The sequence below is a fragment of the Sphingomonas bacterium genome (assembly GCF_903642285.1).
Lineage (GTDB): Bacteria > Pseudomonadota > Alphaproteobacteria > Sphingomonadales > Sphingomonadaceae > Sphingomonas.
Window position 1 is genome coordinate 41,197 of record NZ_CAHJWJ010000017.1, and the last position, 21,620, is coordinate 62,816.

Below are 21,620 nucleotides of genomic sequence, written 5' to 3' on the forward strand. Positions count from 1 at the left end.
ATCAGCCTAGTCGGCCGAGCCGGTGATAGAGGCTGGAGAAGCGCGCCGAGCGGGGATCGTCGGCGATCCGGCGGACATAATCGGCCAGCGCCTCCTTCATCAGCACGAAATCGTCGGTCGAAAAAACGGCGCGGCTGGGTCGGGGTCGATCGGTCATGATGCGCTCCTCTCTGACGACGTTGCGCCGGGATGGACATGCATAACGCGCTTATTTCGACGAAACAGCGTTTCGTGACCGATTTCGTGTCCGGAAGTCGTGACAGGCTATCTTGCGTCTTAGTTTAATGCATCTATTGTCAATATGTTTACAAGGGCACTCGGTTTGGCGAAGGACAAGTTACTGGCCGGCCACGCCATCCGCCGCTTGCGCAGACGGACCGGGCTGACGCAGGCGGCGATGGCGGAGATGCTGGAGGTTTCGCCCAGCTATCTTAACCTCATCGAGCGGAACCAGCGCGCCTTGCCGGCCGGGCTCCTCGTCCGCCTGGCCGATACGTTCGATTTCGACCCGCGCGCGCTAGCCGCTGGCGAGCCGGGCGGCGGCGCGGAGGCGATCCGACGGCGGCTGGGTGATCCGCTATTCGCCGATCTGGAAGTCGATCGCCATGAGGTCGAGGAGTGGCTCGCCGCAGCACCCGGCGGTGCGGAGGCGTTCGCGCGTGCGTTCGACCGCGGCGGCGGCGGACATACCGCGACCGAAGCGACTGATCCGGTCGCGATGACGCGGCGCGAGATCGACCGGTGGAGGAACCATTTCCCCGATCTCGATGTCGCCGCCGAAACGCTTGCGGACGAACTACGGCTCGTCGGTGCCGACCTTTACGGCGCACTGGTCGATCGGCTGCGGGTCAAGCACGGGCTGTCGATCCGCATCCTGCCGATCGACACCCTGCCCGACCGGCTATACCGCCTCGATCTTCACGCACGCCAATTGCAGCTCAGTGAAACGCTCGGGCCATCCGCGCGTGCCTTCACGCTGGCGGTCCAGCTCGGTCAGGTCGAAGCACGCGCGGAGATCGACGCGCTCGCACGCGGCGCGGCCTTTTCCGATCGCGCGGCCGAACGGCTGTTCCGCCGCCATCTGGCGGGATATTTCGCCGCCGCCGTCATGATGCCCTATGCCCGGTTCCTGCGGGCGTGCGAGGCGAGCGGGTACGACACCGCGACCTTGCAGAACCGATTCGGCACCAGCTTCGAACAGGTGGCGCACCGGTTGACCACATTGCAACGCGTCGGCGCGCGCGGGCTTGCGTTCTTCATGATCCGCATCGACCGGGCCGGGCAGTCGTCGAAACGCTATGGCGGGTCGAGCGGCGCGGCGCTCGTCGAGGGAGAAGGACGCTGCCCCTTGTGGCGACTCCACCATGGCTTCGATCGTCCCGGGACGCCTGTCGTCCAGCTCGTCGCGCTGGAAGACGGATCGCGCTGGTTCACGCTGTCCTGCGCGGTGCAGGCGCGCGGCGGCGGGATGGGGGACGGCCCGGCAGCGGTGCCAGCGGAATTCGCGATCGGGGTTGGCGTCGCAGCCGCGCAGGCGACGGGAATGGCAGCGGCGCGGGGGATCGATCTCGACGGACCGGCAACACCGATCGGGCTTGGATGTCGATCCTGTCTTCGCAGCGGGTGTCCCCAACGCTCTGCGCCCCCGGCCGGCCGCGCGCTCGTGGTCGACGATCGCGAACGCGGACTGTCGCCCTGGCGCTTCGGGGGCGAGTGAAGGTTTGCCGGCGGATTTTCCGTCACCGGGTACGAGACTTCCGCGTCATAATCGGTAAAGAGGGCGTTCCGGCGATCGGGCGATCGCTCCATTCCAACGGATAGGCGCATGGCAGGCTTCAAGGTTCCCGATTTCAACGAACGCACCGCGGCGGCGCGGGACGCGAAGCAGCGCGCGCTCGACCAGCTGCGCGCGAAACCCGCGCCGGACCCGGCAATCGTCGCCGAACGCCAGGCCGCCCGTGAGGCGCGCGACGCCGCAGCCGCCGAAAAGCGAATCTCCAGGCAAAAGGCCGCCGATGACGCGAAGGCTGCGCGCGCGCAAGCCGCGGCGGCCGAAGCCGAAGCCGCCGCTGTTGCCGCCGCGAAGGTGGCCGCCGAAAAGCCGGCGGATCGCCCCCAGCCGACCGCGGAAGAGCTGAAGGCCGCACGCGACGCGAAATACGCCGCACGCAAGGCAAGGAAGCGCTAAACCCATCGATCGATGCCGACCTGGGCCGCGACGCGCGAGCCGCGAGGGCTTCCACTGAAAATATCACCTGCGCACGATCGCTTCGGGAACCCGATCATATAGCGGCCGTTCTGCTGACGAGCCCGGTGTCCGCCATCCCTCCCCCCCGGGGCAAGCGGCCACCGGGTTTCCTGTCTTTGCGTCGCTACGGCAGAAACCATCATGACGAATTCGGACGGCATCGGCGAAACGCTTCGCAAGGCGATGGCGGTGCCGATGGATACGATGATCACCCTGGATCTGCCGCTGTTGATCACCAAATTATCGCAGATTGCCGACAACCCCGGCGATCCCGGTGCGGAAAACCGCGACATCGGGCCGGCGACGCCGGTCGACCGGCTGAGACGTTGAACGGGTAGCAAGCGAGGGGTGTGTTCGGCTAGGCGTCGGTGATGAGTGTTGAAACCACGCGAAGAAATTCGCAAATGTCGGCAGCCGAAATCGCCATGCCGGCGCTCGAGCCGCCGATCGCCGCGGCACCGGCGCTCCGCCCCGAAAATCCCTATGCACGAAACGAAGTGCTGCACGGGCTGTTCGACGAGCGGGCCGCAGCGCACCTCGATTCGGTCGCGCTGCAACTGGTCGGCGTCGACGAGGAATATGACCGCCGGACACACTGGACCTACCGCGAACTGACCCGCCGCAGCCTGGGGCTCGCGCACCGGCTGTGCACGATGGGGATCGGCCGCGGCGACCGCGTCGTCATCTGCCTGCCGCGCGGGCTCGACCAATATATGGCGATCCTGGGCGTGCTTCGAGCCGGTGCAGCCTATGTCCCCGTCGATTGGTCCTATCCGCAGGACCGGATCGATTTCATCATCGCCGACAGCGGCGCGAAGCTGACGCTGACCGAAACGACGCGCGTGGCGACCATGGCGGGCGCGACGCTGGCGATCGACGAACAGCTTGGCGATCTGGCGGCCGAACCGGCGACCGCGATGGCCGATGCGGGGGCCGAGCCGGGCGATCTCGCCTATATCATCTACACCTCGGGCACGACCGGGCGTCCCAAGGGCGTCATGATAAGCCACGCCAACGCCTGCCATCTCGTCCGGTGCGAAAGCGCGGTGCTGGCGCTGGAGTCGAGCGACATCTGCTTCGGCGGGTTCAGCCTGGCGTTCGACATGTCGGTGGAGACGATGTGGACCGCGTTCTTCGTGGGCGCGCGCGTGATCGTGCCGACCGAAGCGCTGAGCGCCGGCGGGCCGGACATCGCGGTGGCGCTGGCGGCGGCGGGCGTGACGATCTGGCACGTCGTCCCGTCGCTGATCGCCTTGGTCGAACACCCCGTGCCGACGCTGAGGCTCATCAACATGGGTGGCGAGGCGTGCCCCGCCGACCTGCCGCGCAGGCTCGCGCGCCCGGGGCTGACGCTCCTGAATACCTACGGACCGACCGAAACGACGGTGACCGCGACCTGGACCGAGGTGATGCCGGGCAAACGGATCACGATCGGCAAGCCGTTGCCCGGCTATACGATGTGGATCGTCGACGAAGCCTTGATGCCCGTTCCCGCAGGCGTGGAAGGCGAGTTGGTGATCGGTGGCCCGGGCGTCGGCGTCGGCTACGTCAATCGCCCCGATCTGACCGCGGAAAAATTCACGATGACGCCGTTCAACGGGTTGTCGGGTCGCCCCGAACGGATCTACCGGTCGGGCGATCTCGTCCGGCTGGACGCCGCGGGCGACATCGATTTCGTCGGGCGGATCGACACGCAGGTGAAGATCCGCGGCTTCCGCGTCGAACTGGCCGAGATCGAGGCGGTGATCGGCGAATGGCCGGGCGTCGCGCAGGCCGTCGTGCACTTGTTCAACGACGACGACGGTGCGGAATTCCTCGCCGCGTTTCTCGTCGCCCGGCCTGCCGAAGAGATCGACATCGCCGGGCTCAAGGGCCGCGTTGCGGAACGACTGCCCAATTACATGCGTCCCGCCGCCTATGAATTGCTGGCGACGCTGCCGCGGCTGCCTGCGTCGGGAAAGATCGACCGCAAGGCGCTGGTGAAGCCGCACGTCGCGGCGGTCACCGACCGGGTGATCGAACCACCCGCCACCCCCGTCGAGCGCCAGCTTCATGCGGTGTGGGTCGAGGCGTTCGCGCCGCAACCGATCTCGGTCACCGACGATCTGTTCGAGGATCTGGGCGGCCATTCGCTGAAGGCCGCCCGGCTGGTGTCCGCGGCGCGCAAGGTGCCGGGGCTTGCCGGGCTGTCGATCCAGGACCTTTACGCCGCCCCCACCATCCGCGCGCTTGCGCTGCGGGTCGGCGGCACCGCGCCGGTCGCGGCGGCGGACGAGACCGGTTTCCACCGCACCCCCGCCTGGCAGCGGCGGCTGTGCGTCGCGGCGCAGACGATCGCGCTGTTACCGATCTTCGCACTCGCCGGGCTGCAATGGTTCTTTCCCTATGTCGCCTATACCTGGCTTGCGGGATATATGGACCGGCTGCATGCGCTGCTGCTCAGCGGCCTGACGTTCATGCTGATCCCGATCGCGGCGATGCTGTTCTCGGTCGCGGTCAAGTGGATCGTCATCGGGCGGTTCCGGCCAGGCGATTACCCCTTGTGGGGCAGCTATTATTTCCGCTGGTGGCTGGTGCGGCGCGTGATCTCGGTCACCGGCACGCCCTATCTGGCAGGCACGCCGATGATCCGCGGCTATTATCGGATGCTCGGCGCGCGGATCGGCAAGCGCGTCCATATCGGCACCGGCGGAATCGATACGACCGATCTGGTCGAATTCGGCGACGATGCGATCGTCAGCGACATGGCGGTGCTGGCGACGAGTGCGGTGGAGCGCGGGCTGTTGCGGCTCGGCACGGTGAAGCTTGGTGCCGGGTCGTTCGTCGGATCGATGGCGGTCGTCGGACGAAACGCATCGCTCGGCACGGACGCGGTGCTGGAGGACCTGTCGTCGCTGCCGGCCGATATGCACATTCCCGCCGGCGAGCGCTGGAACGGGTCGCCCGCCGCACGCGATCCCGCCGCCCCGCCCCCGTCCGCGGTGGTGCCGACGAAGGACGGCATCGGATCGTCGATCGGGCTCTTCGTCGGTGCGCTGCTGCTACCACTCGTCGCGATCCTGCCGATCGCGCCCGGACTGATCGCGCTGATCGAGATCGACTGGGCGACCACGGGCTATACCTATATTCTGCTCTCGCCGCTGCTGGCGGTGACCTATGTCGTCATGATGTGCGTCCTGACCGTCGTCGCGAAGCGCGCGATTCTGGGGCGAGTGTCGCCGGGTACCTATTCGCAGCGAAGCTGGTTCTACGTCCGCTACTGGTTCGTGAAGCAGATCAACGATCTGGCGCTGCGTCTGCTGCACCCGATCTTCGCGACCTTGTACGTCATCCCCTGGTACCGCGCGCTCGGCGTGAAGATCGGCCGCCGCGCGGAGATATCGACCGCGACCGCGATCGTGCCCGACCTGGTCGAGATCGGATCCGAAAGCTTCATCGCGGACTCGGTGATCTTCGGCGCGGCGCGGATCGGGCGGGGTACGATCGAATTGGCGCATACCAAGATCGGGCGGCGCAGCTTCATCGGCAATTCCGCGCTGCTGCCCGGCGGCACGCAGGTCGGGGACGAGGTGCTGGTCGGCGTGCTGTCGAAGCCACCGGTCGATCCGGCGCAGGCGACGCAGGCGGGCAGCACTTGGTTCGGATCGCCGCCGATCCAGTTGCCCGGGCGGCAGGTCAACACGATGTTCGACGAGGGCGCGCGGTTCAATCCGTCACGGTCGCTGGTCGCCAAACGGCTGTCGATCGAGGCGATCCGTACGACCTTGTCGCTGACCGCGTTCCTGGTGTTCTTCAGCCTGTTGCTGTCGACCGTCGGAACGCTCAGCGATATGGATCATGGCGGACTGATCATCGTCGCGACCTTCCCGTTTCTGTATGTCGGCTTCTGCCTGGCGTGCGGCGCGTTCGTGCTCGCGCTGAAATGGGTGGTGGTCGGGCGGTACAAGGTCACGACAGCGCCGCTGTGGAGCGCGTTCGTCTGGCGCACCGAACTGGTGACCGCGACGTACGAGAACCTCGCGGTCGCGAACCTGCTGGAGCCGTTGCAGGGCACGCCGTGGCTGCCGATCTACCTGCGGCTGATGGGCGCGCGGGTCGGCAAGCGCTGCTATATCGACACCACCGACCTGACCGAACACGACTTGGTCGATATCGGTGACGACGTCGCGCTGAACGACTTTGCGGGCCTCCAGACGCATCTGTTCGAGGACCGGGTGATGAAGGTCGGCGCGATCCGGATCGGCGACCGCGCGACGATCGGGTCGCTGGCGATCGTGCTGTACGATGCCGAGGTCGGCGCGGACGCGCAGCTGGGCGATCTATCGGTGGTGATGAAGGGTGAAAGCCTGCCCGCGGGGACGAACTGGGAAGGCAGCCCGGCGCGGATCGTGGCGGGATGATGCGCGCGTATCTACAGACTGTCCTCCCGCGAAAGCGGGAGCCCAGGGTTACAGGGGGAACGGCCCGTGGCCCCTGGGCCCCCGCGTTCGCGGGGGAGCGGGTGTACTGGCATGACGGGCCGCTGGACGCACCGATGCCAGGTGATCGCCCGGTCGTGTGGAGCGGAACGATGGATAGCGCCGCGACCGTGCGCTCGCTCGGTGCGACGCACGCGATCGCGGTCGATCTGGCCGACGCCGCCCGGAGCCCTGATGCCGGCGGACGGCTGCTCCGCCGGCACCTGGCCCGGGCGCTCGTAGCAAGGATGGCGGATGTGCCGGTCGCTGAAGTGCGGCTGTCCCGCACGTCGCTCGGCGCACCGGTCGTTGTCACACCCGCGGGCTGGTATATCAGCCAGTCCGGGCGTGGAGGAGACTGGTTGATCGGTGCGTCGCGACAGCCGATCGCGGTTGATCGCGAGCCGCTGGACGATGCGCCGCCGCTGCGTGACATGCTCGCGCCCGCCGAAATCCAGGCGCTGGACCGCCTTGCCCCCGCGGACCAGCCGCTCGATTGGCTGCGGCGCTGGACGATCAAGGAAGCGCACGCGAAACTGATCGGCAGCCCCTTGCGTATCCGTCCCGAAGCGATCGAGACCCGGCTCGACACCGCCGTCGAGGCGACCGCGACGTTCGAGGGCGTATCGCACTGCTGGACGTGGACGACGGCGACCGCGATCGAGACCGTGGCGATATGGGCATGACGATCGCGGTTCGTCCCTATGTCGCGGACGACCGCGCGGCGGTGCTCGCGATCTTCGCGACCAACCTGCCCGATTATTTCGCGGCCAGCGATCGAACCTGGCTGGAAGAAACGCTGGACGAACTCGACGGCCCCGCATTCCTCGTAACCGTCGACGGCATCCCCGCGGCGTTCGGCGGGTATGAGCTGTGGGACGATTACAACAAGGCGCTGCTGTTCTGGGGCATGGCGGCACGGCGGTATCACCGGACGGGGCTTGGCAAGCTGCTGCTGTTCGAACGGCTGCTCCATGTCGCGACGTTCGCCGATCCGCCGACGCGGTACGTGACGGTCGATACCTCGCCGATGGTGTCGCCCTTCTTTGAGCATATCGGGTTCGAACTGACGAGCGTGTGGCCGCAAGGGTATCGATCGGGCGGAACGATGCACGAACTCCGCTACGACCTGGCCGCCACGACACCGGACGCGCTGCGGGCGGTGCGCGATGCGGCGCTGGCGGAGGCGGCGCGGCGGGCGGCTAAAGCCTGAACGCGGTCCCGACGACGAGCACGATCGCGGCGGGCAGATAGGCGAGCGCCAAGCGACGCCGCGGTACGTGTCGCCATTCGCCCGCCACGAGCATTGTCGCCAACAGCGCGGCAAGTTCGGTCCACAGATGATAGCGCAGCTCCACCGCGACGCTGAATACCAGATAGCCGCAGCCATAGAGTAGCGACGACACGGCAAGCGGCACGACGAGCCCGGCCTCCTGCCGCCCCCAGCCTACCACCACCGCCCCCAGCGCAAGCGCGATCCACAGGATCGGCCAGCCGAGCGGCGTATGCGCGGATGCGACCGTCAGCGCGTCGATCGCGTGCAGCACGCGGTTCGGCGTCACGTGATAGCCCCAGTCGTTGGGCGGTCCCTCGACCTGGACCGGTCGTTCCACGCTATCCGCGAGCGGCACGAGCCGCGTGTTGATCGCGAAATGGGTGAGGCGATGTTCGGCATAGGCGACCGGATGCGCGAAGACCGCGTGCAACCAGAACGGATAGGGCTTCACCCCCGCCGGCGCGACATGCGCATTCCAGGCGGTGAAGCCCAACGGACAGACGGGATCGACCCAGTCCGAATAGCTGTCCCATTTGTCGGGCCGGTAGCATCGGCGATTGACCCGCACCGGATCGGCCACGACCAGTTGCCGCGGAAAGACGTCGATACCGGAATGTTCGGTGATGCCGCCGAGATCGAAGATCACGAGCGACAGTTCGACGCCGCTCGGCTTCGCACCGATCAGCCGGTTGGCGATCGGCATCGCCGCCATCAGCGCGGCGGTCGCGACGATGCTCGTCAGGACCAGCCGCGGCCAGGTCCGCCACCAACGGCGGGGCAGCAGCGCGATCGTCAGCGGCAGACAGGCGCAGAACGCGTTGAAGCGCAGCGTCGCGGCGAACAGCAGCAACAGGATGGCGACCACGCTCGCCCATCCCCCGCCGCCGCGCAGCCGGACCGCGAGCAGCCCCGTCGCAACCAGCAACGCGCCCGCCATCAGACTATCCTTCAGGATCGCCCCCGTCAGCGCGAGCGCCAGCGGCAGGAACCCGCAGGCCAGCAGTCCGCAGCCGACATCGGGCCGCCCCGCTCGCCGAACCTGCGCGGCCAGCAGCACGAGGCCACCCCAATACAAGGCGAGCTGCAATACCAGCATCGGTGCCGGGCCGGGAACGATCTGCGCCAACCGGCCCCAGAGCCATTCGACCACCGGCGGGTGCCAATCGTCGATATCCCCGCTCAACCCCTCGCGATACTCGCGCATCGAATCCCAGGTCATGAGGCCGGGCCAGTAAGCGGCGGCGGTCAGGGTCGCGCCGATCATGGCGACGAAGAGCATTCCTGGGGGCGCGCGTCGGTCCCGTTTCGCTTCCGTCCGATGCATGCACGTCGCCCCTTCTGCGACCACCTTAGAGCGCTTCGTTGGCGTTTGCAGCGCACTTACCCGTCATTCCCGCGAAAGCGGGGACCCAACTCCACTCCGCGGTTAGCGGACGAAGGAGGTAGGTCCCCGCTTTCGCGGGAATGACGGGAGTATCGTTCGCACAAACGAAAAAGGCCCCCGACCGCTTGGTCGGAGGCCCTCATCAGACCATAGGAATTCAGGCTACTTCGGCTTCCAGCTTGGGCGAAAGATCGAACCGGTCCAGGTTCATCACCTTCGTCCACGCCGCCACGAACGCGTCCACGAACTTGCCCTTCGCATCGTCGGTCGCATAGGCCTCCGCCAGCGCGCGCAGCTGCGAGTTCGATCCGAAGACCAGATCGACACGAGTCCCGGTCCACGTCTTCTCGCCCGTCCTGCGGTCCTTCGCGACGAACACGCCGTCCGCCTCTTCCCACTTCATCGTGAAGCTGGTCTTCAGCAGATTGGCGAAGAAGTCGTTGGTCAGCGTGCCCGGCGCATCGGTGAACACGCCGTGATCCGACCCGCCGTGATTGGCACCCAGTACGCGCAGGCCGCCGATCAGGACGGTCATTTCCGGCGCGGTCAGTGTCAGCAGGTGCGAACGGTCGACCAGCATCTCCTCGTCCGAATAGGTCGATTCTTCGCCGACATAGTTGCGGAACGCGTCGATCTTCGGCTCCAGCGGCGCGAAGGAATGCGCGTCGGTCTGCTCCTGCGACGCGTCTGTCCGGCCCGGGGTGAAGGGAACGGTCACGTCATGACCCGCCGCCCTGGCCGCCGCCTCGATCGCCGCACAGCCGCCGAGCACGATCAGATCGGCCAGCGAGACATAGCCGCCGCCCACGTTGAAATCGCGCTGGATGCCTTCGAACACCGTGAGGGCCCCGGCAAGCTCGGCCGGCTCGTTGACCGCCCAATCCTTCTGCGGTGCCAACCGGATGCGCGCGCCGTTCGCACCGCCCCGCTTGTCCGTCCCGCGGAAGGTCGAGGCGGATGCCCATGCGGTCGATACCAGTCGCGCTGTCGACAGGCCGGATGCCAGGATCGTCGCCTTCAGCTCGGCGATATGTGTCTCGCCGATCGGCGGATGGTCGGCGACGGGAACGGGGTCCTGCCAGATGCGCGGTTCGGCAGGGACTTCCTTGCCGAGCAGCAGCGAATGCGGACCCATGTCGCGGTGGGTCAGCTTGTACCACGCCTCGGCGAACGCCTTGCCGAACGCGGCCTGGTCGTCCTTGAAGCGCCGCGAGATCGGCGCGTAGACGGGGTCGAACCGAAGCGCGAGATCGGTCGTCAGCATCGTCGGGCGACGCTTCTTGGACGGATCATGCGCGTCGGGCACGTCCTCGACCGCATCCTTGGCGATCCACTGCTTGGCACCCGCGGGGCTGGTCGTCAGTTCCCATTCATGCTCGAACAGGTTCTTGAAATACAGGTTGGTCCACTTGGTCGGCTCCTGCGTCCAGGTGACCTCGAGGCCGCTGGTGATCGTGTCGCCGGCATTGCCGGTGCCGAAGCTGTTCGCCCAGCCGAGCGCCTGCATCTCGATCCCCGCACCCTCGGGCTCGGCACCGACATACTGGTCGGGCACCGCCGCACCGTGGGTCTTGCCGAAGGTGTGACCGCCGGCGATCAGCGCCACCGTCTCCTCGTCGTTCATCGCCATGCGACCGAACGTCTCGCGGATGTCGTGCGCGGATTTCAATGGGTCCGGATTGCCGTTAGGCCCCTCCGGATTGACGTAGATGAGCCCCATCTGAACTGCGGCCAGGGGGTGTGCGAGGTCGCGGTCACCGCTGTAGCGATTGTCCGCCAGCCACTCGCGCTCCGCCCCCCAATTGACGTCGGTTGCCGGTTCCCAGACGTCCACCCGGCCGCCCGCAAAGCCCGCGGTCTCGAAGCCCATCGATTCGAGCGCACAATTGCCCGACAGCACCAGCAGATCGGCCCAGCTGAGCTTGCGGCCGTATTTCTGCTTGATCGGCCAGACGAGCATCCGCGCCTTGTCCAAGTTCGCATTGTCCGGCCAGGAATTGAGCGGCGCGAACCGCTGCTGCCCTGCACCCGCGCCGCCGCGGCCGTCGCCGATGCGGTAGGTGCCCGCCGCGTGCCACGCCATGCGGATGAACAGCGGGCCGTAATGGCCGAAATCGGCGGGCCACCAATCCTGCGATTCGGTCATCAGCGCGAAGATGTCGGCCTTGACCGCGTCCAGATCGAGGCTTTTGAACTCTTCGGCATAATCGAAATCCGGGTCCATCGGATCGCCTGCCGGCGGGTTCTGGTGAAGCACCGAGATGTCGAGCTGATTGGGCCACCACAAACGGTTCGTCATTTCGAAAAGGACGGCGGCACCGTCGAGTTTGCCGCCATTCATCGGGCACTGGCTTTCGGCGTTCATGCGGAGTCTCCCAGGATATGGCCCGAGATATCGGTGCCATGTGAAAACGATGCGACGCAGGAAACCGGCGACCAGCCCCATATACCGAGGGGAAGTCATGCGGCGATCGGCCGGTTTCCTGCTGGACTCTGCGATGCAACGGCGTGATAAATCAATCCAATGAGTTAACATGATTTCTGTGATTGGAATAACCGATTACAACGCACATGCCCTCGCTTCGACAATTGTCCTATCTGATCGCGCTGCACGACCTTCACCATTTTGGGCGCGCCGCGACCGCCTGCTTCGTGACCCAATCCACGCTGTCGGTGGGGATCGCCGAGCTGGAACGGCTGCTTGGCGCGGTGCTGGTCGAGCGATCGAAACGCAGCGTGCGCTTCACAAGCGTCGGCGACGAAGTGGTGGCCCGCGCCCGCGGGATCGTCCGGGCGGCGGAGGATCTGTGCACTGCGGCGCAAGGGTCGCGCGCGCCACTGACCGGGGCGGTTCGCCTTGCCGCGATCCCGACCGTCGCACCGTTCCTCCTGCCGCAGATGCTTCCTGCGATCGCGGATGCCTGGCCGAACCTGCGATTGTTCGTACGCGAAATGTTGACGGGGCCGGCGTGCGAGGCGCTGCAGGCGGGGACGATCGACTGCGTGCTGCTCGCACTGCCGGTCGAGTGCGGCGATGTCGAAGCCTACGAGATCGGGGTGGACCGGCTGCTGTTGGCGGTCTGCGCCGCGGAAGATGCGTCGAGCGTCGCCATCCCGCTGGACGATATCGATGCGACCCGGCTGCTGTTCCTCGAAGACGGGCATTGCCTGAAAGACCATGCGCTCGCCGCGTGCGATCTGCAGCCCCCGAATTCGGAGGCACGGCTGGTGGCCTCGACGCTGCAGACGCTGGTCCAGCTGGTCGATGCGGGGCTTGGGATCACGCTACTCCCCGAAATGGCGATCGCTGCCGGCATCCTGTCGGGTACCCGCGTCACCAGCCACGCGGTCGAGGGGCTGAGCGCGGAACGCCGCATCGCACTGGTCTGGCGCAGGGGCAATGCGCGCGCCGACGATCTGCGCCTGCTGGGCGATACGATTCGCGGTGCGGTTATTGCCCGGCCAAGTTGCTTGTTCCCCCGCGAAAGCGGGAGTCCAGGAGCCAGGAACGATATCGCCCGCGACCCCGGGCTCCCGCTTTCGCGGGAGAACAGCGACGACGTTCGAACACTATAAATGGGATGCGATGATGGGTGGGGAGCTTCTGTTGCCCGGCGCTCCCCGTGCCGCGTCACTAACCGCTGTTTAGGCGGCGAGTGCCTGTGCCATTACTGGCTCGTTGTCGTTCGCATTTAGCGAGCTTGCCGGCATAACGGGCCGACCTAACGAATCGCGTCCTTCACCTCGTCTGCCCCGTCGAACCCATTTCGGCCCCGTCGGGACCACCGGCGGACGTGCCGTCGGCGGTCATGGTGGAGCCGGCGGGTATTGAACCCGCGTCCGAAACGAACTCAGATCGTCCGAATTACGATCATGCGAGAGTAGATAGGCTCGGGAGCGATGGAGCGCAATCACGTGGAATCGCGCCGCCGGGGGTGGCACATGGCCGGGCACGGGCCTAACTGACGGTATCCGAACGAAAGAAAGCGATCGCATGACCGAAACCCGCGACCTGCCGCATTCCCCTGGGCCGGCGGGTGGCTGGGGATCGCTCAAGGGAATCGCCAGCGTCTTCGGCGAAACCTGGAACGGACCTGCGTCGCTCGCGACGCTTGGCAAGCTCAACAAGCCAAAGGGCGTGATGTGCGTGTCCTGCGCCTGGCCCAAGCCCGCCAATTATTCGGCGTTCGAATTCTGCGAAAACGGTGCGAAGGCGACGTTATGGGAATTGACCGGCACGCGGTGCAAGCCTGAATTCTGGCTGCATCCGGCGCATAGTGTCACGGCGCTCCGGGACTGGAAAGACCATGACCTGGAGATGACGGGCCGGCTGACGCACCCGATGCGCTACGATGCGGCGACCGATCGCTATGTCGCGGTGACGTGGGACCAGGCGTTTGCGGGTATAGCTGCCGCGCTGAAACCGCTGCAACCCGACGAGGCGGTGTTCTACGCATCGGGGCATGCGGGGCTCGAGGCATCCTATCTCTATGCGCTGCTCGCACGGGCGTTCGGGACGAACAACCTGCCGCAAAGTTCGAACATGTGCCACGAGACGACGTCGGTCGGCCTGACCAAGGTCATCGGCTCGCCCGTCGGTACGATCGTGTGGGCGGACCTGGAGCAGACCGACGCGTTCTTCTTCTTCGGGCAGAACCCGGGGACGAACAGCCCGCGCTTCCTGCATCCGCTGAAGGAAGCAAAGGGTCGCGGTGCGAAGATCGTCACGTTCAACCCGATCCTCGAACAGGGGCTCGTATCCTTCGTCGATCCGCAAAGCCCGGTCGGGATGTTGACGGGGAAGGAGACGAAGATCTCCGACCAATATCACCAGCTAAAGGCGGGCGGCGACATCGCGGCGATGCTCGGCATGTGCAAATGCGTGGTCGAGGCGGACGACGCGGCGCGCGCGGCGGGCAAGGCCGAGGTCATCGACCACCCGTTCGTCAACCAGCATACCACCGGCTTCGACGACTTCGCCGCGTCCTGCCGCGCCGCGACCTGGGCCGATATCGAGCATGAGAGCGGGTTGAGCGAAGCGGCGATCCGCGACGCTGCGGCGGTCTATATCGCCGCGGAAAAGGTGATCGGCGTGTACGGGATGGGGCTAACCCAACACGCGCACGGCGCAACCAACATCGCGATGCTGGTCAATCTGCTGTTGCTGCGCGGTAACATCGGCAAGCCGGGAGCGGGCTGCTGCCCGGTGCGCGGACACAGCAATGTGCAGGGACAGCGCACCGTCGGGATCGCGGAAAAGGCGCATCTGGTACCGCTCGACACGATCGACGAATTGTTCGGCATCACCGCGCCGCGCGAGGACGGCTATAACATCGTCGAGGCGACCGAGGCGTTGTTCGCGGGCAAGGTCCGCGCGTTCATCTGCCTCGGCGGCAACCTCCTGCGCGCGATCCCCGATCAGCAAAAGCTGGAGGCGGCATGGGCGGCGCAGGACCTGACGGTCATGGTGTCGACCAAGCTCAATCGCAGCCACCTCTTTCCGGGCAAACATGCCTATATCCTGCCGTGCCTCGGCCGGTACGAAACCGATTTGCAGGCGGGCGGTGTCCAGACCGTGACGAGCGAGGACAGCTTTTCGATGATCAACGGTTCGATCGGCCACCGCAAGCCGGTGTCGGTGGAGGCGAAGAGCGAACTCGCGATCGTGACGGGGATCGCCAAGGCGACGCTCGCGCCCAACCCCGGGCTGAAATGGGACGAATGGACCGCCGATTACGGGCTGGTCCGCGACCTGATCGAGCGGACCTATCCCGAGGAATTCCACCATTACAACAAGCGTATGTACCAGGCGGGCGGCTTCTATCGCGGCAACGGCGCGCATCAGCGGATCTGGAAGACCGAATCGGGCAAGGCGGTCTTCACGACGCCGGGCGAACGCAACGCCGTCGGGTTCGAGGATGCGCCCGGGCGGTACCGGCTGATCACGATGCGGTCCAATGACCAGTTCAACACGACGATCTACGGTTATTCGGACCGCTTCCGCGGGATCGAGGGCACCCGCGACGTGCTGCTGATGAACCCGGCGGATATCGAGGCGGCGGGCCTCACCAACGGCCAGACGGTGCGGCTGGTCGGCGATGCGGAGGACGGCGTCGATCGCCAGCTGGGCGGGCTGACGCTGACCGGGTACAACATCCCCGCCGGGACGGTCGCGGGCTATTATCCGGAATGCAACGTGCTGATCGCGATCGGCCACCATGATGAATTGTCGAAGACGCCCGCGTCGAAATCGGTGCCGGTGCGGGTGGTGGGGGATTAACCTTCTTACTCCCCTTCCCAATTACGGCAGGGGTCGAAGGTGGGCGCTCGCTCATCTCCAGCGGCACCGCTCGTGGAAAGCGACCGCCCACCCCCCGGCCCCCCTCCCGCGCGCGGGAGGGGGGAGAAGACGTTAAACGAAACCCAGATTCCAGGTCGACGGATTGTAGTTCCCCATGTTCGGCAACACCGTCGTCATGTCGGTCGCCGACACCCCGAACCAGCTGGCCAGCGTCGAGGCATATTGGTCGACCGAGATCGACGGCAGCAGCCGCCCTTGCCCGACATCGTCGCCGGTGCCGTTGCCGATCGCGGGCGGGGTGCCGTAGATTTTCTGACCCTTCACCGCGCCACCCATGACGAAGTGCATCGACCCCCAGCCATGATCCGCACCGCTGGTGTTCGACACCAATGTCCGCCCGAAATCGCTGGCGGTGAAGGCGGTGACCTTGTCCGCCACGCCGAGATTATTGGTGGTGTCGTAGAACGCCCGCATCGCATCCGCGACCAGTCCGATCTGCACCGGATGCGCCGCGGCCAGGTTCTCGTGCATGTCGAAGCCGCCAAGTGCGACGAAGAACACCTGCCGCTTGGCGCTCAGCGCCTGCGAGACCGAGATCATCTGCGCGACGATCCTGAGCTGCAGCGCGAGCGGATTGGTGGTGGGGAAGAGCGGGAAGTTCGCCGCCGGCGCGCTGGCCAGCGCGCCCGACACCTGTGAATAGAGGTTGAGCGCCCGCGCGCTGACCTTGCCGTGTTCGTCGGCAAAGAGGTTCCCGGACGGCGCGGTCATCAGTGATCGCAGCGTCGACGCCGCGGTGGACGAGCCGTACAAGGTCGTCGCGTTGTTGATCAGCGCGGTCGGACCACCGGTGCCGATCGCATATTGGATCGCCTGTTTTCCCGCCAGGTACACCGCGTTGCCGCTGGCATTGATGCACGTCAGCGTCGCCGTGCCGTTGCCGCTTTCGAACAGATCGCCGATCCGGCCGCCCCAGCCTGACGTCGCGCCCTCGGGGCTGGACGCCTGGAAATAGCTTTGCTGGTCGTTGTGGCTGAACAGCTTGGGCGGTAGCGGCACCGACGCCGCGCTGTACTGCGCCTTGGTCGTCGGCTGGACGAGCGTGCCGACGTTCAAGACCGCGGCCATCTTGCCCGCATTGAAGACCGGCATCAGCGACGCCATCGCCGGGGCAAGCGCGAATTGTCGGCCGCCGAGGCTGTTGGTCGGGCTGAGAACGGTCGCCGCCAGCGAAGCGCGATCGAGCGCGATATTCGATCGCTGCGCCTGGTACAGATTGTAGCTCGCCTGGTCGTAGGGCGGCAGCGTGTTCGCATAATCGTTGCCGCCGTACAGGAAGATGCACACCAGCGCCTTGTAGTCGCTCGCGGTCGCCGCTGCCGCTTCGCCGATCGCGCCCAAGCTGGTAACGAACGGCGCGGCGACCCCCGCCAGCCCCAATTGCGCGGATCGCCGGAGAAAGGCGCGGCGCGACTGGTCGTTGTCGAAGCGGCTCATATCACTTCACCGTCAGATAATCGGGCGACGCAAGCGTCAGGAGGATCGCGATTTGTACCCGCGATGCAGGCCCGGTGGTCGCGGTGGCGGAAATGCTGTCGACCGCGGCCTTGATCGACGCGACGGTCGCCGCGGACAATTGCCCCGCGGCGAGCACGGTATTGACCTCGTCCACCAGCGACGCGCTGTCCGCGGCCTTCGTCAGGATGTCGGTATAGTCGGCCTTCACGTCGCCGATGCCGTTCTGCACCAGTGCTTGCATGAAGTTCACATAAGCGACGACGGTCTGTTCGTTGGTGATCTGGAATTCCGGCGCGACGAGCCCGGCCGAGGCGATCGCGGTGTCGGGCGGCGTGTAGCCGGGGCGGAACCAGTTGAAGACGGTCTGGCTGCGTCCCATCGACTGACCGAGCCGCGTCGTCGTGCTCGACGTGTCGCCGATCGCCCAGGCGGCGGATGGCGAGGCGACGTTGTAGGCACGCGCCCAATTGGTCAGCCGCATCACAGGTTCGCGCAGCTTGCCGGACGCGTTGGCGGCAAGCGACGCGTCGCCGGTCGCCTCGGTATCCAGCAGGATCGCGCGGATCACCGCCTGCATGTCGCCGCGAACGCCCTTGCCGTTATCGGCGAACACTGCCGCCACGCGGCCGATATAGCCCGCGGACGGGTTGCTGGTGACCATCCGCTGGATCAACTGCTTCGAAACGAAGGGCGGCATGTTGGCATGCGCAAAGATCGCATCAAGCGCCGAATTGACCGCCGCCATCCCGCCACCGGTCACCGTCGTGCCGAGGAAGCTGGCGCTGCCCGTCTCGTTGATCGACGCGTTCACGACGAGCGGTGCCCGGTAGACATCGGGCGTCGTCGTACCGCCTGCTGCGAGCGACAGTCCGGTGAACACGCGCGCCAGTCCCGAGACATCCGCCTGCGAATATGTGGTCGCCGGCGTGCCGCCGGACATAATCTGACTGCCGTCCATATTAAGCTGGTACAGCCCAAGCGTGAACAGCTGCATCGATTCGCGCGCGTAATTCTCGTCGGGTTCGGACCCAGTCGCAGGATTGGCCTTGCGATTGTTCAGGAACGTTAGGAACGATCCCATCGCCGCATTGGTGGTGATAGCGCCCAGGATCTGGCGGTAATTGGTGAAGGCATTGTCGAGCAGCACGTCGACATAGGCGGCGGCGGCGAACGCCCGCCAATTCGTGTTCACCCCATCGATCCCGACGACGAGCATGTCGAGCAGCGCCATCCCCACGCGCTGGCGGAGCTGATCGGGATCCGAGATCATGCCGCGCCACATCGTCGCGTCGAACCCGGCCTCGCTGTTGACGTTGGCAGCGGCGTTATACCCGTTCGCGACGAGCCAGTCCCAATGCGTGGTCGTACGGGGGGTGGCGAACTGCGCCATAATCCAGGCATCATAGCCGGAGGAGACGACGCTGTTCACCATCGCGCGGGTCCCTCCCATCGTCGAATGGCCGAGGAAGCGGCTGGCTTGCGTAGGGGTGAGCGCCACCGTGGTCACGACCGTGACGGGCGCGCTCGCCGCCGCTGGCGCGGCATCGCCGCCGCCACAGGCCGCCAGTGCCAGTGCGGGCGACAGCGCGCCGATCGTCTTCAGCGCCGCGAGGTCGTCGAGTCCGGCCGATTCGGCATCGAACGTCGATTCTATGTCGAACCGATCGTCGTCGCATGCCACCATCGTACCGATACGATCAATCATCGTCACCCCCGTCCGTTACGAATACAATGCCGACAAGGATGACCGCTGTAAAACTATTCGCGACCAATAGAATATCGTTTGCGCCGAACGGAATAGCGACAAGATGGTTACGCATACCTTAAGCTTAGTCTGGTTTACTATCGGCCCTTTTGACGTTCCGCCGACCCGCCCCCGTCGCGAACATTGGCTTTCGCAACGCGCGGACATCGGCCGGTAGATCGGCATCGACCGCGACGATGTCACCATGGCGGCGGGGCGAAGATCGCCAGCGGCTCGGGCCTCACAGAATCCGCAAGCCGGTTCCGGTCCGTCCGATATCGGTGCTGTTGCGCTTGACACCCTATCCCCCGCCGATAATCTTGCATCGGCGTTCGTCGGGGGCGACCTGCGTATCCGGATCCTCGCACGGAAAGTTCGTCCGACGTGTCTTTAGTCCCCATCCGAAGGGCGATCCTCTCGATCGCCGCCATCCTGGTCCTCGCAAGCGGCGCGCATGCCGAGCTTGGCGGCCCCGTCTCCAGCGTGAAAGTCGACGGCGGCAGGATGGGGGCCCGAATGGCATCGCTGTCGATGCGTGGCTATGCGCGACACGACCTGACGCGCGGTAATGGCGGGCTTGTCCACGAGTTCTCCAATGCGTCGGGTCAGGTGTTCGCCGTGACCTGGTCGGGCCCGGGCAAGCCCGATCTGCGCACCGTGCTCGGCAAATATTTTGGTCCGTATCAGGCATCCGCCGGTGGCGGGGTCGGTCGCGTGCGCCATGCACTGCGCCGTCCCGCGCAGGTCGATCAGGCCGATCTCCAGATCCAGACCGCGGGGCATATGGGCTGGTTCCACGGCGTCGCCTATATCCCGTCGCTCGCCCCCGCCGGATTCTCGACCGCCGATCTCCCGGTGCAGCCATGAACCGCCGCCCCCTGGCCGCGCTGCTGGTCGCGCTCGCGCTCGTCGGCTGCGGCGGCGATTCGTCGACACCGACGCCTGTCCCCGTCGTCGCAACAACGCCCACGCCCACGCCGACACCGACACCGACGCCGACCCCGGTTGCGCCGACCAACATCGCGACAGTGGTGTTCGACGCGGGCCCAGCCGCGCTTCAGGTCGGCACCAACGGGTATAGCGCGTTCAACGAACCCTATGTCACGATCACGATCTGCGCGCCGGGATCGACCACCAATTGCCAGACGATCGACCATATCATCCTCGATACCGGATCCGTCGGCTTGCGGCTGATCCAGCCGGTGCTGAACCCAAGTCTGCTCGCCGCGCTGCCGACCGAGACCGATCCGGCGGCGAACCCGGTCGGCGAATGCTATCAATACGTCAATTCCTACGCGTTCGGGTCGGTTCGTAAGGCCGATTTCTCGATCGCCGGTGAAAATGTCGCCAACATGCCGTTCCAGGCGATCGGCGACGCGGGCACCTTCGCGACCGCCCCGGCCAGTTGCTCGTCGGGCGGCGGTTCCGCGATCACCTCTGTGCAGGATTTCGGCGCGAACGGGATCATCGGGGTCGGCACGACGACGACCGATTGCGGTTCCTTCTGCACGGTCGCAGGGGGATCGTCGGGCGCGATCTATTATGATTGCCCGGCCAGCGGCTGCAGCAGCATCATCGCGCGCGCCGCGGTTGCCGCCGGCGCATTCGAGCAACTGCCAAACCCGGTCGCCGCGTTCGCGGTCGACAATAACGGGACGATCCTGTCGCTGCCCGCGGTCCCGCAAGCCGGGGTCGCGACGTTGACGGGTACGGTGACGTTCGGGATCGGCACGCAGACGAACAACATGTTAAGCGCGGCCAATCTGTTGCCGCTGACGACATCGACCAGTCGCCTGGGTGCCGGCCTTCTCACCGCGACGTACAACGGGAAGGCGCTGACTCAGAGCTTTCTCGACAGCGGCAGCAACGATTATTATTTCATCGACACGACGCTCAATCCCTGCACGCGCACCGACCTGATCGCCTATTACTGCCCGCCCTCGCCGACCTTGCTGTCGCCGGTGCTCACCGCGACGAACGGCACGATCGCAAGCGGTGCGTTCACGCTGTACACGCCGCTGACCCTGTTTGCATCGGTCAACGTTGCCCCGGGGCTCGGCGTCAATCCGACGCTCGTGAAACCGCCGCTGCCCTTCGCCAACAGTTTCGATTTCGGGGTGCCCTTCTTCTTCGGCAAGACTGTCTACACCGCGATCGAGGGGCGAACCACCGGTACCACCGTGGGCCCGTACTTTGCGTTCTAGCCGGACGTTACGCGCCGGATTTTTCTGAACCCCGATCGCTGTCCGGCGGTCGGTCGACCTCGGGCGTCGCCGCTTCGCGGACCTGACGCCCGGACAGGATCATCTCCGCCGAAAACGCCGTCAATGCCAGCATTGCGCAACCGAGCGCCGCGCCGAAGGACGCGAACAGCCACACCCCCATCGCCGAGTCCCGAAGCGCACCGAAGAACAGCGTGAGCGCCGCCGCGCACGTTAGACCACCGGACACCGCCGCAAACAGCACCGCCCCGTCGAGGATGCGCGAGCGGAGCCGGAGCCGATCCAGTTGCCGACGGTCCGATCCCGCCGCTTCGTTCAAACGGTCTACCCGATCCGCCACGCGCCCGAGCCGCGTCGTGAAGACGTTCAGCAGCGAGGCAAGTCCCGTCAGCAGAAAGATCGGGGTCAGCGCCAGTTGCACGACATGCGCGGCGCTGCCCAGATCGGTGACGGGCGGCATCAGCGACCGG

The 21,620-nt window shown here is 66.0% G+C and carries 16 protein-coding genes and 1 other RNA gene; 10 read left to right on the forward strand and 7 right to left on the reverse strand.

Annotation, left to right across the window (positions count from 1 at the left end):
* Position 1 precedes the first annotated feature (1 nt).
* Complete coding sequence (locus HUU99_RS10000; RefSeq protein ID WP_174286434.1) at positions 2-157, reverse strand: hypothetical protein; 156 nt, start codon at positions 155-157, stop codon at positions 2-4.
* Between the two features lie 165 nt (positions 158-322).
* On the opposite strand from HUU99_RS10000, the gene HUU99_RS10005 reads away from it, so the two are divergent.
* The 6 genes from HUU99_RS10005 (at position 323) to HUU99_RS10030 (ending at position 7,918) form a co-directional block, all read left to right on the forward strand.
* Entirely contained in the window at positions 323-1,717 is a 1,395-nt protein-coding gene (locus HUU99_RS10005) for a helix-turn-helix domain-containing protein (protein ID WP_174286458.1), read from the forward strand.
* Between the two features lie 108 nt (positions 1,718-1,825).
* Positions 1,826-2,188: a DUF6481 family protein gene (locus HUU99_RS10010; RefSeq protein ID WP_174286435.1), complete on the forward strand. Its 363-nt coding sequence runs from the start codon at positions 1,826-1,828 to the stop codon at positions 2,186-2,188.
* A gap of 201 nt (positions 2,189-2,389) precedes the next feature.
* Entirely contained in the window at positions 2,390-2,578 is a 189-nt protein-coding gene (locus HUU99_RS10015; protein ID WP_174286401.1) for a hypothetical protein, read from the forward strand.
* Between the two features lie 74 nt (positions 2,579-2,652).
* Positions 2,653-6,648: a Pls/PosA family non-ribosomal peptide synthetase gene (locus HUU99_RS10020; protein ID WP_174286436.1), complete on the forward strand. Its 3,996-nt coding sequence runs from the start codon at positions 2,653-2,655 to the stop codon at positions 6,646-6,648.
* A 170-nt stretch (positions 6,649-6,818) separates the two neighbouring features.
* The gene (locus HUU99_RS10025; RefSeq protein WP_174286437.1) at positions 6,819-7,391 is read left to right on the forward strand and encodes a 4'-phosphopantetheinyl transferase family protein; all 573 of its coding nucleotides are present in this window, start codon (positions 6,819-6,821) and stop codon (positions 7,389-7,391) included.
* Positions 7,388-7,918: a GNAT family N-acetyltransferase gene (locus HUU99_RS10030; RefSeq protein ID WP_174286438.1), complete on the forward strand. Its 531-nt coding sequence runs from the start codon at positions 7,388-7,390 to the stop codon at positions 7,916-7,918. Before HUU99_RS10025 ends, HUU99_RS10030 begins: the two co-directional genes overlap by 4 nt.
* On the opposite strand, the gene HUU99_RS10035 is transcribed toward HUU99_RS10030, so the two are convergent.
* Together HUU99_RS10035 and katG are read right to left on the reverse strand one after the other, a co-directional pair.
* The gene (locus tag HUU99_RS10035) at positions 7,908-9,260 is read right to left on the reverse strand and encodes a hypothetical protein (protein ID WP_254603112.1); all 1,353 of its coding nucleotides are present in this window, start codon (positions 9,258-9,260) and stop codon (positions 7,908-7,910) included. The two genes, HUU99_RS10030 and HUU99_RS10035, sit on opposite strands and share 11 nt — an antisense overlap.
* A 262-nt stretch (positions 9,261-9,522) precedes the next feature.
* Positions 9,523-11,730 (reverse strand): catalase/peroxidase HPI, encoded by a 2,208-nt coding sequence (gene katG / locus HUU99_RS10040; RefSeq protein WP_174286439.1) that lies wholly within the window; start codon positions 11,728-11,730, stop codon positions 9,523-9,525.
* Positions 11,731-11,936: 206 nt separating this feature from the next.
* On the opposite strand from katG, the gene HUU99_RS10045 reads away from it, so the two are divergent.
* A complete protein-coding gene (locus HUU99_RS10045; RefSeq protein WP_174286440.1) occupies positions 11,937-12,941 on the forward strand; it encodes a hydrogen peroxide-inducible genes activator in 1,005 nt (334 codons plus the stop codon).
* A gap of 16 nt (positions 12,942-12,957) precedes the next feature.
* Here HUU99_RS10045 and ssrA read toward each other — a convergent pair.
* Positions 12,958-13,280, reverse strand: a transfer-messenger RNA (tmRNA) gene (gene ssrA, locus HUU99_RS10050).
* Positions 13,281-13,359: 79 nt separating this feature from the next.
* Between ssrA and HUU99_RS10055 the strand changes: the two genes are divergently transcribed.
* Positions 13,360-15,645 carry an FdhF/YdeP family oxidoreductase gene (locus tag HUU99_RS10055; protein ID WP_174286441.1) on the forward strand — a complete coding sequence of 762 codons (2,286 nt, stop codon included), beginning with the start codon at positions 13,360-13,362 and terminating at the stop codon, positions 15,643-15,645.
* A 132-nt stretch (positions 15,646-15,777) separates the two neighbouring features.
* Here the strand turns inward: HUU99_RS10055 and HUU99_RS10060 are convergent, their stop codons facing one another.
* A complete protein-coding gene (locus HUU99_RS10060; RefSeq protein WP_174286442.1) occupies positions 15,778-17,163 on the reverse strand; it encodes a DUF1501 domain-containing protein in 1,386 nt (461 codons plus the stop codon).
* A gap of 1 nt (position 17,164) precedes the next feature.
* On the reverse strand, positions 17,165-18,889 hold the full coding sequence (locus HUU99_RS10065) for a DUF1800 domain-containing protein (protein WP_254603114.1): 1,725 nt from the start codon (positions 18,887-18,889) through the stop codon (positions 17,165-17,167).
* 423 nt (positions 18,890-19,312) lie between these two features.
* Between HUU99_RS10065 and HUU99_RS10070 the strand changes: the two genes are divergently transcribed.
* Both HUU99_RS10070 and HUU99_RS10075 read left to right on the forward strand, forming a co-directional pair.
* A complete protein-coding gene (locus tag HUU99_RS10070) occupies positions 19,313-19,795 on the forward strand; it encodes a DUF2844 domain-containing protein (protein WP_174286443.1) in 483 nt (160 codons plus the stop codon).
* Complete coding sequence (locus HUU99_RS10075; RefSeq protein WP_174286444.1) at positions 19,792-21,132, forward strand: DUF3443 family protein; 1,341 nt, start codon at positions 19,792-19,794, stop codon at positions 21,130-21,132. The genes HUU99_RS10070 and HUU99_RS10075 overlap by 4 nt, the downstream gene beginning before the upstream one ends.
* Positions 21,133-21,139: 7 nt before the next feature.
* On the opposite strand, the gene HUU99_RS10080 is transcribed toward HUU99_RS10075, so the two are convergent.
* Positions 21,140-21,610, reverse strand: coding sequence for a DUF2721 domain-containing protein (locus HUU99_RS10080; protein WP_174286445.1), 471 nt, complete (start codon positions 21,608-21,610; stop codon positions 21,140-21,142).
* Between the last annotated feature and the right edge of the window lie 10 nt (positions 21,611-21,620).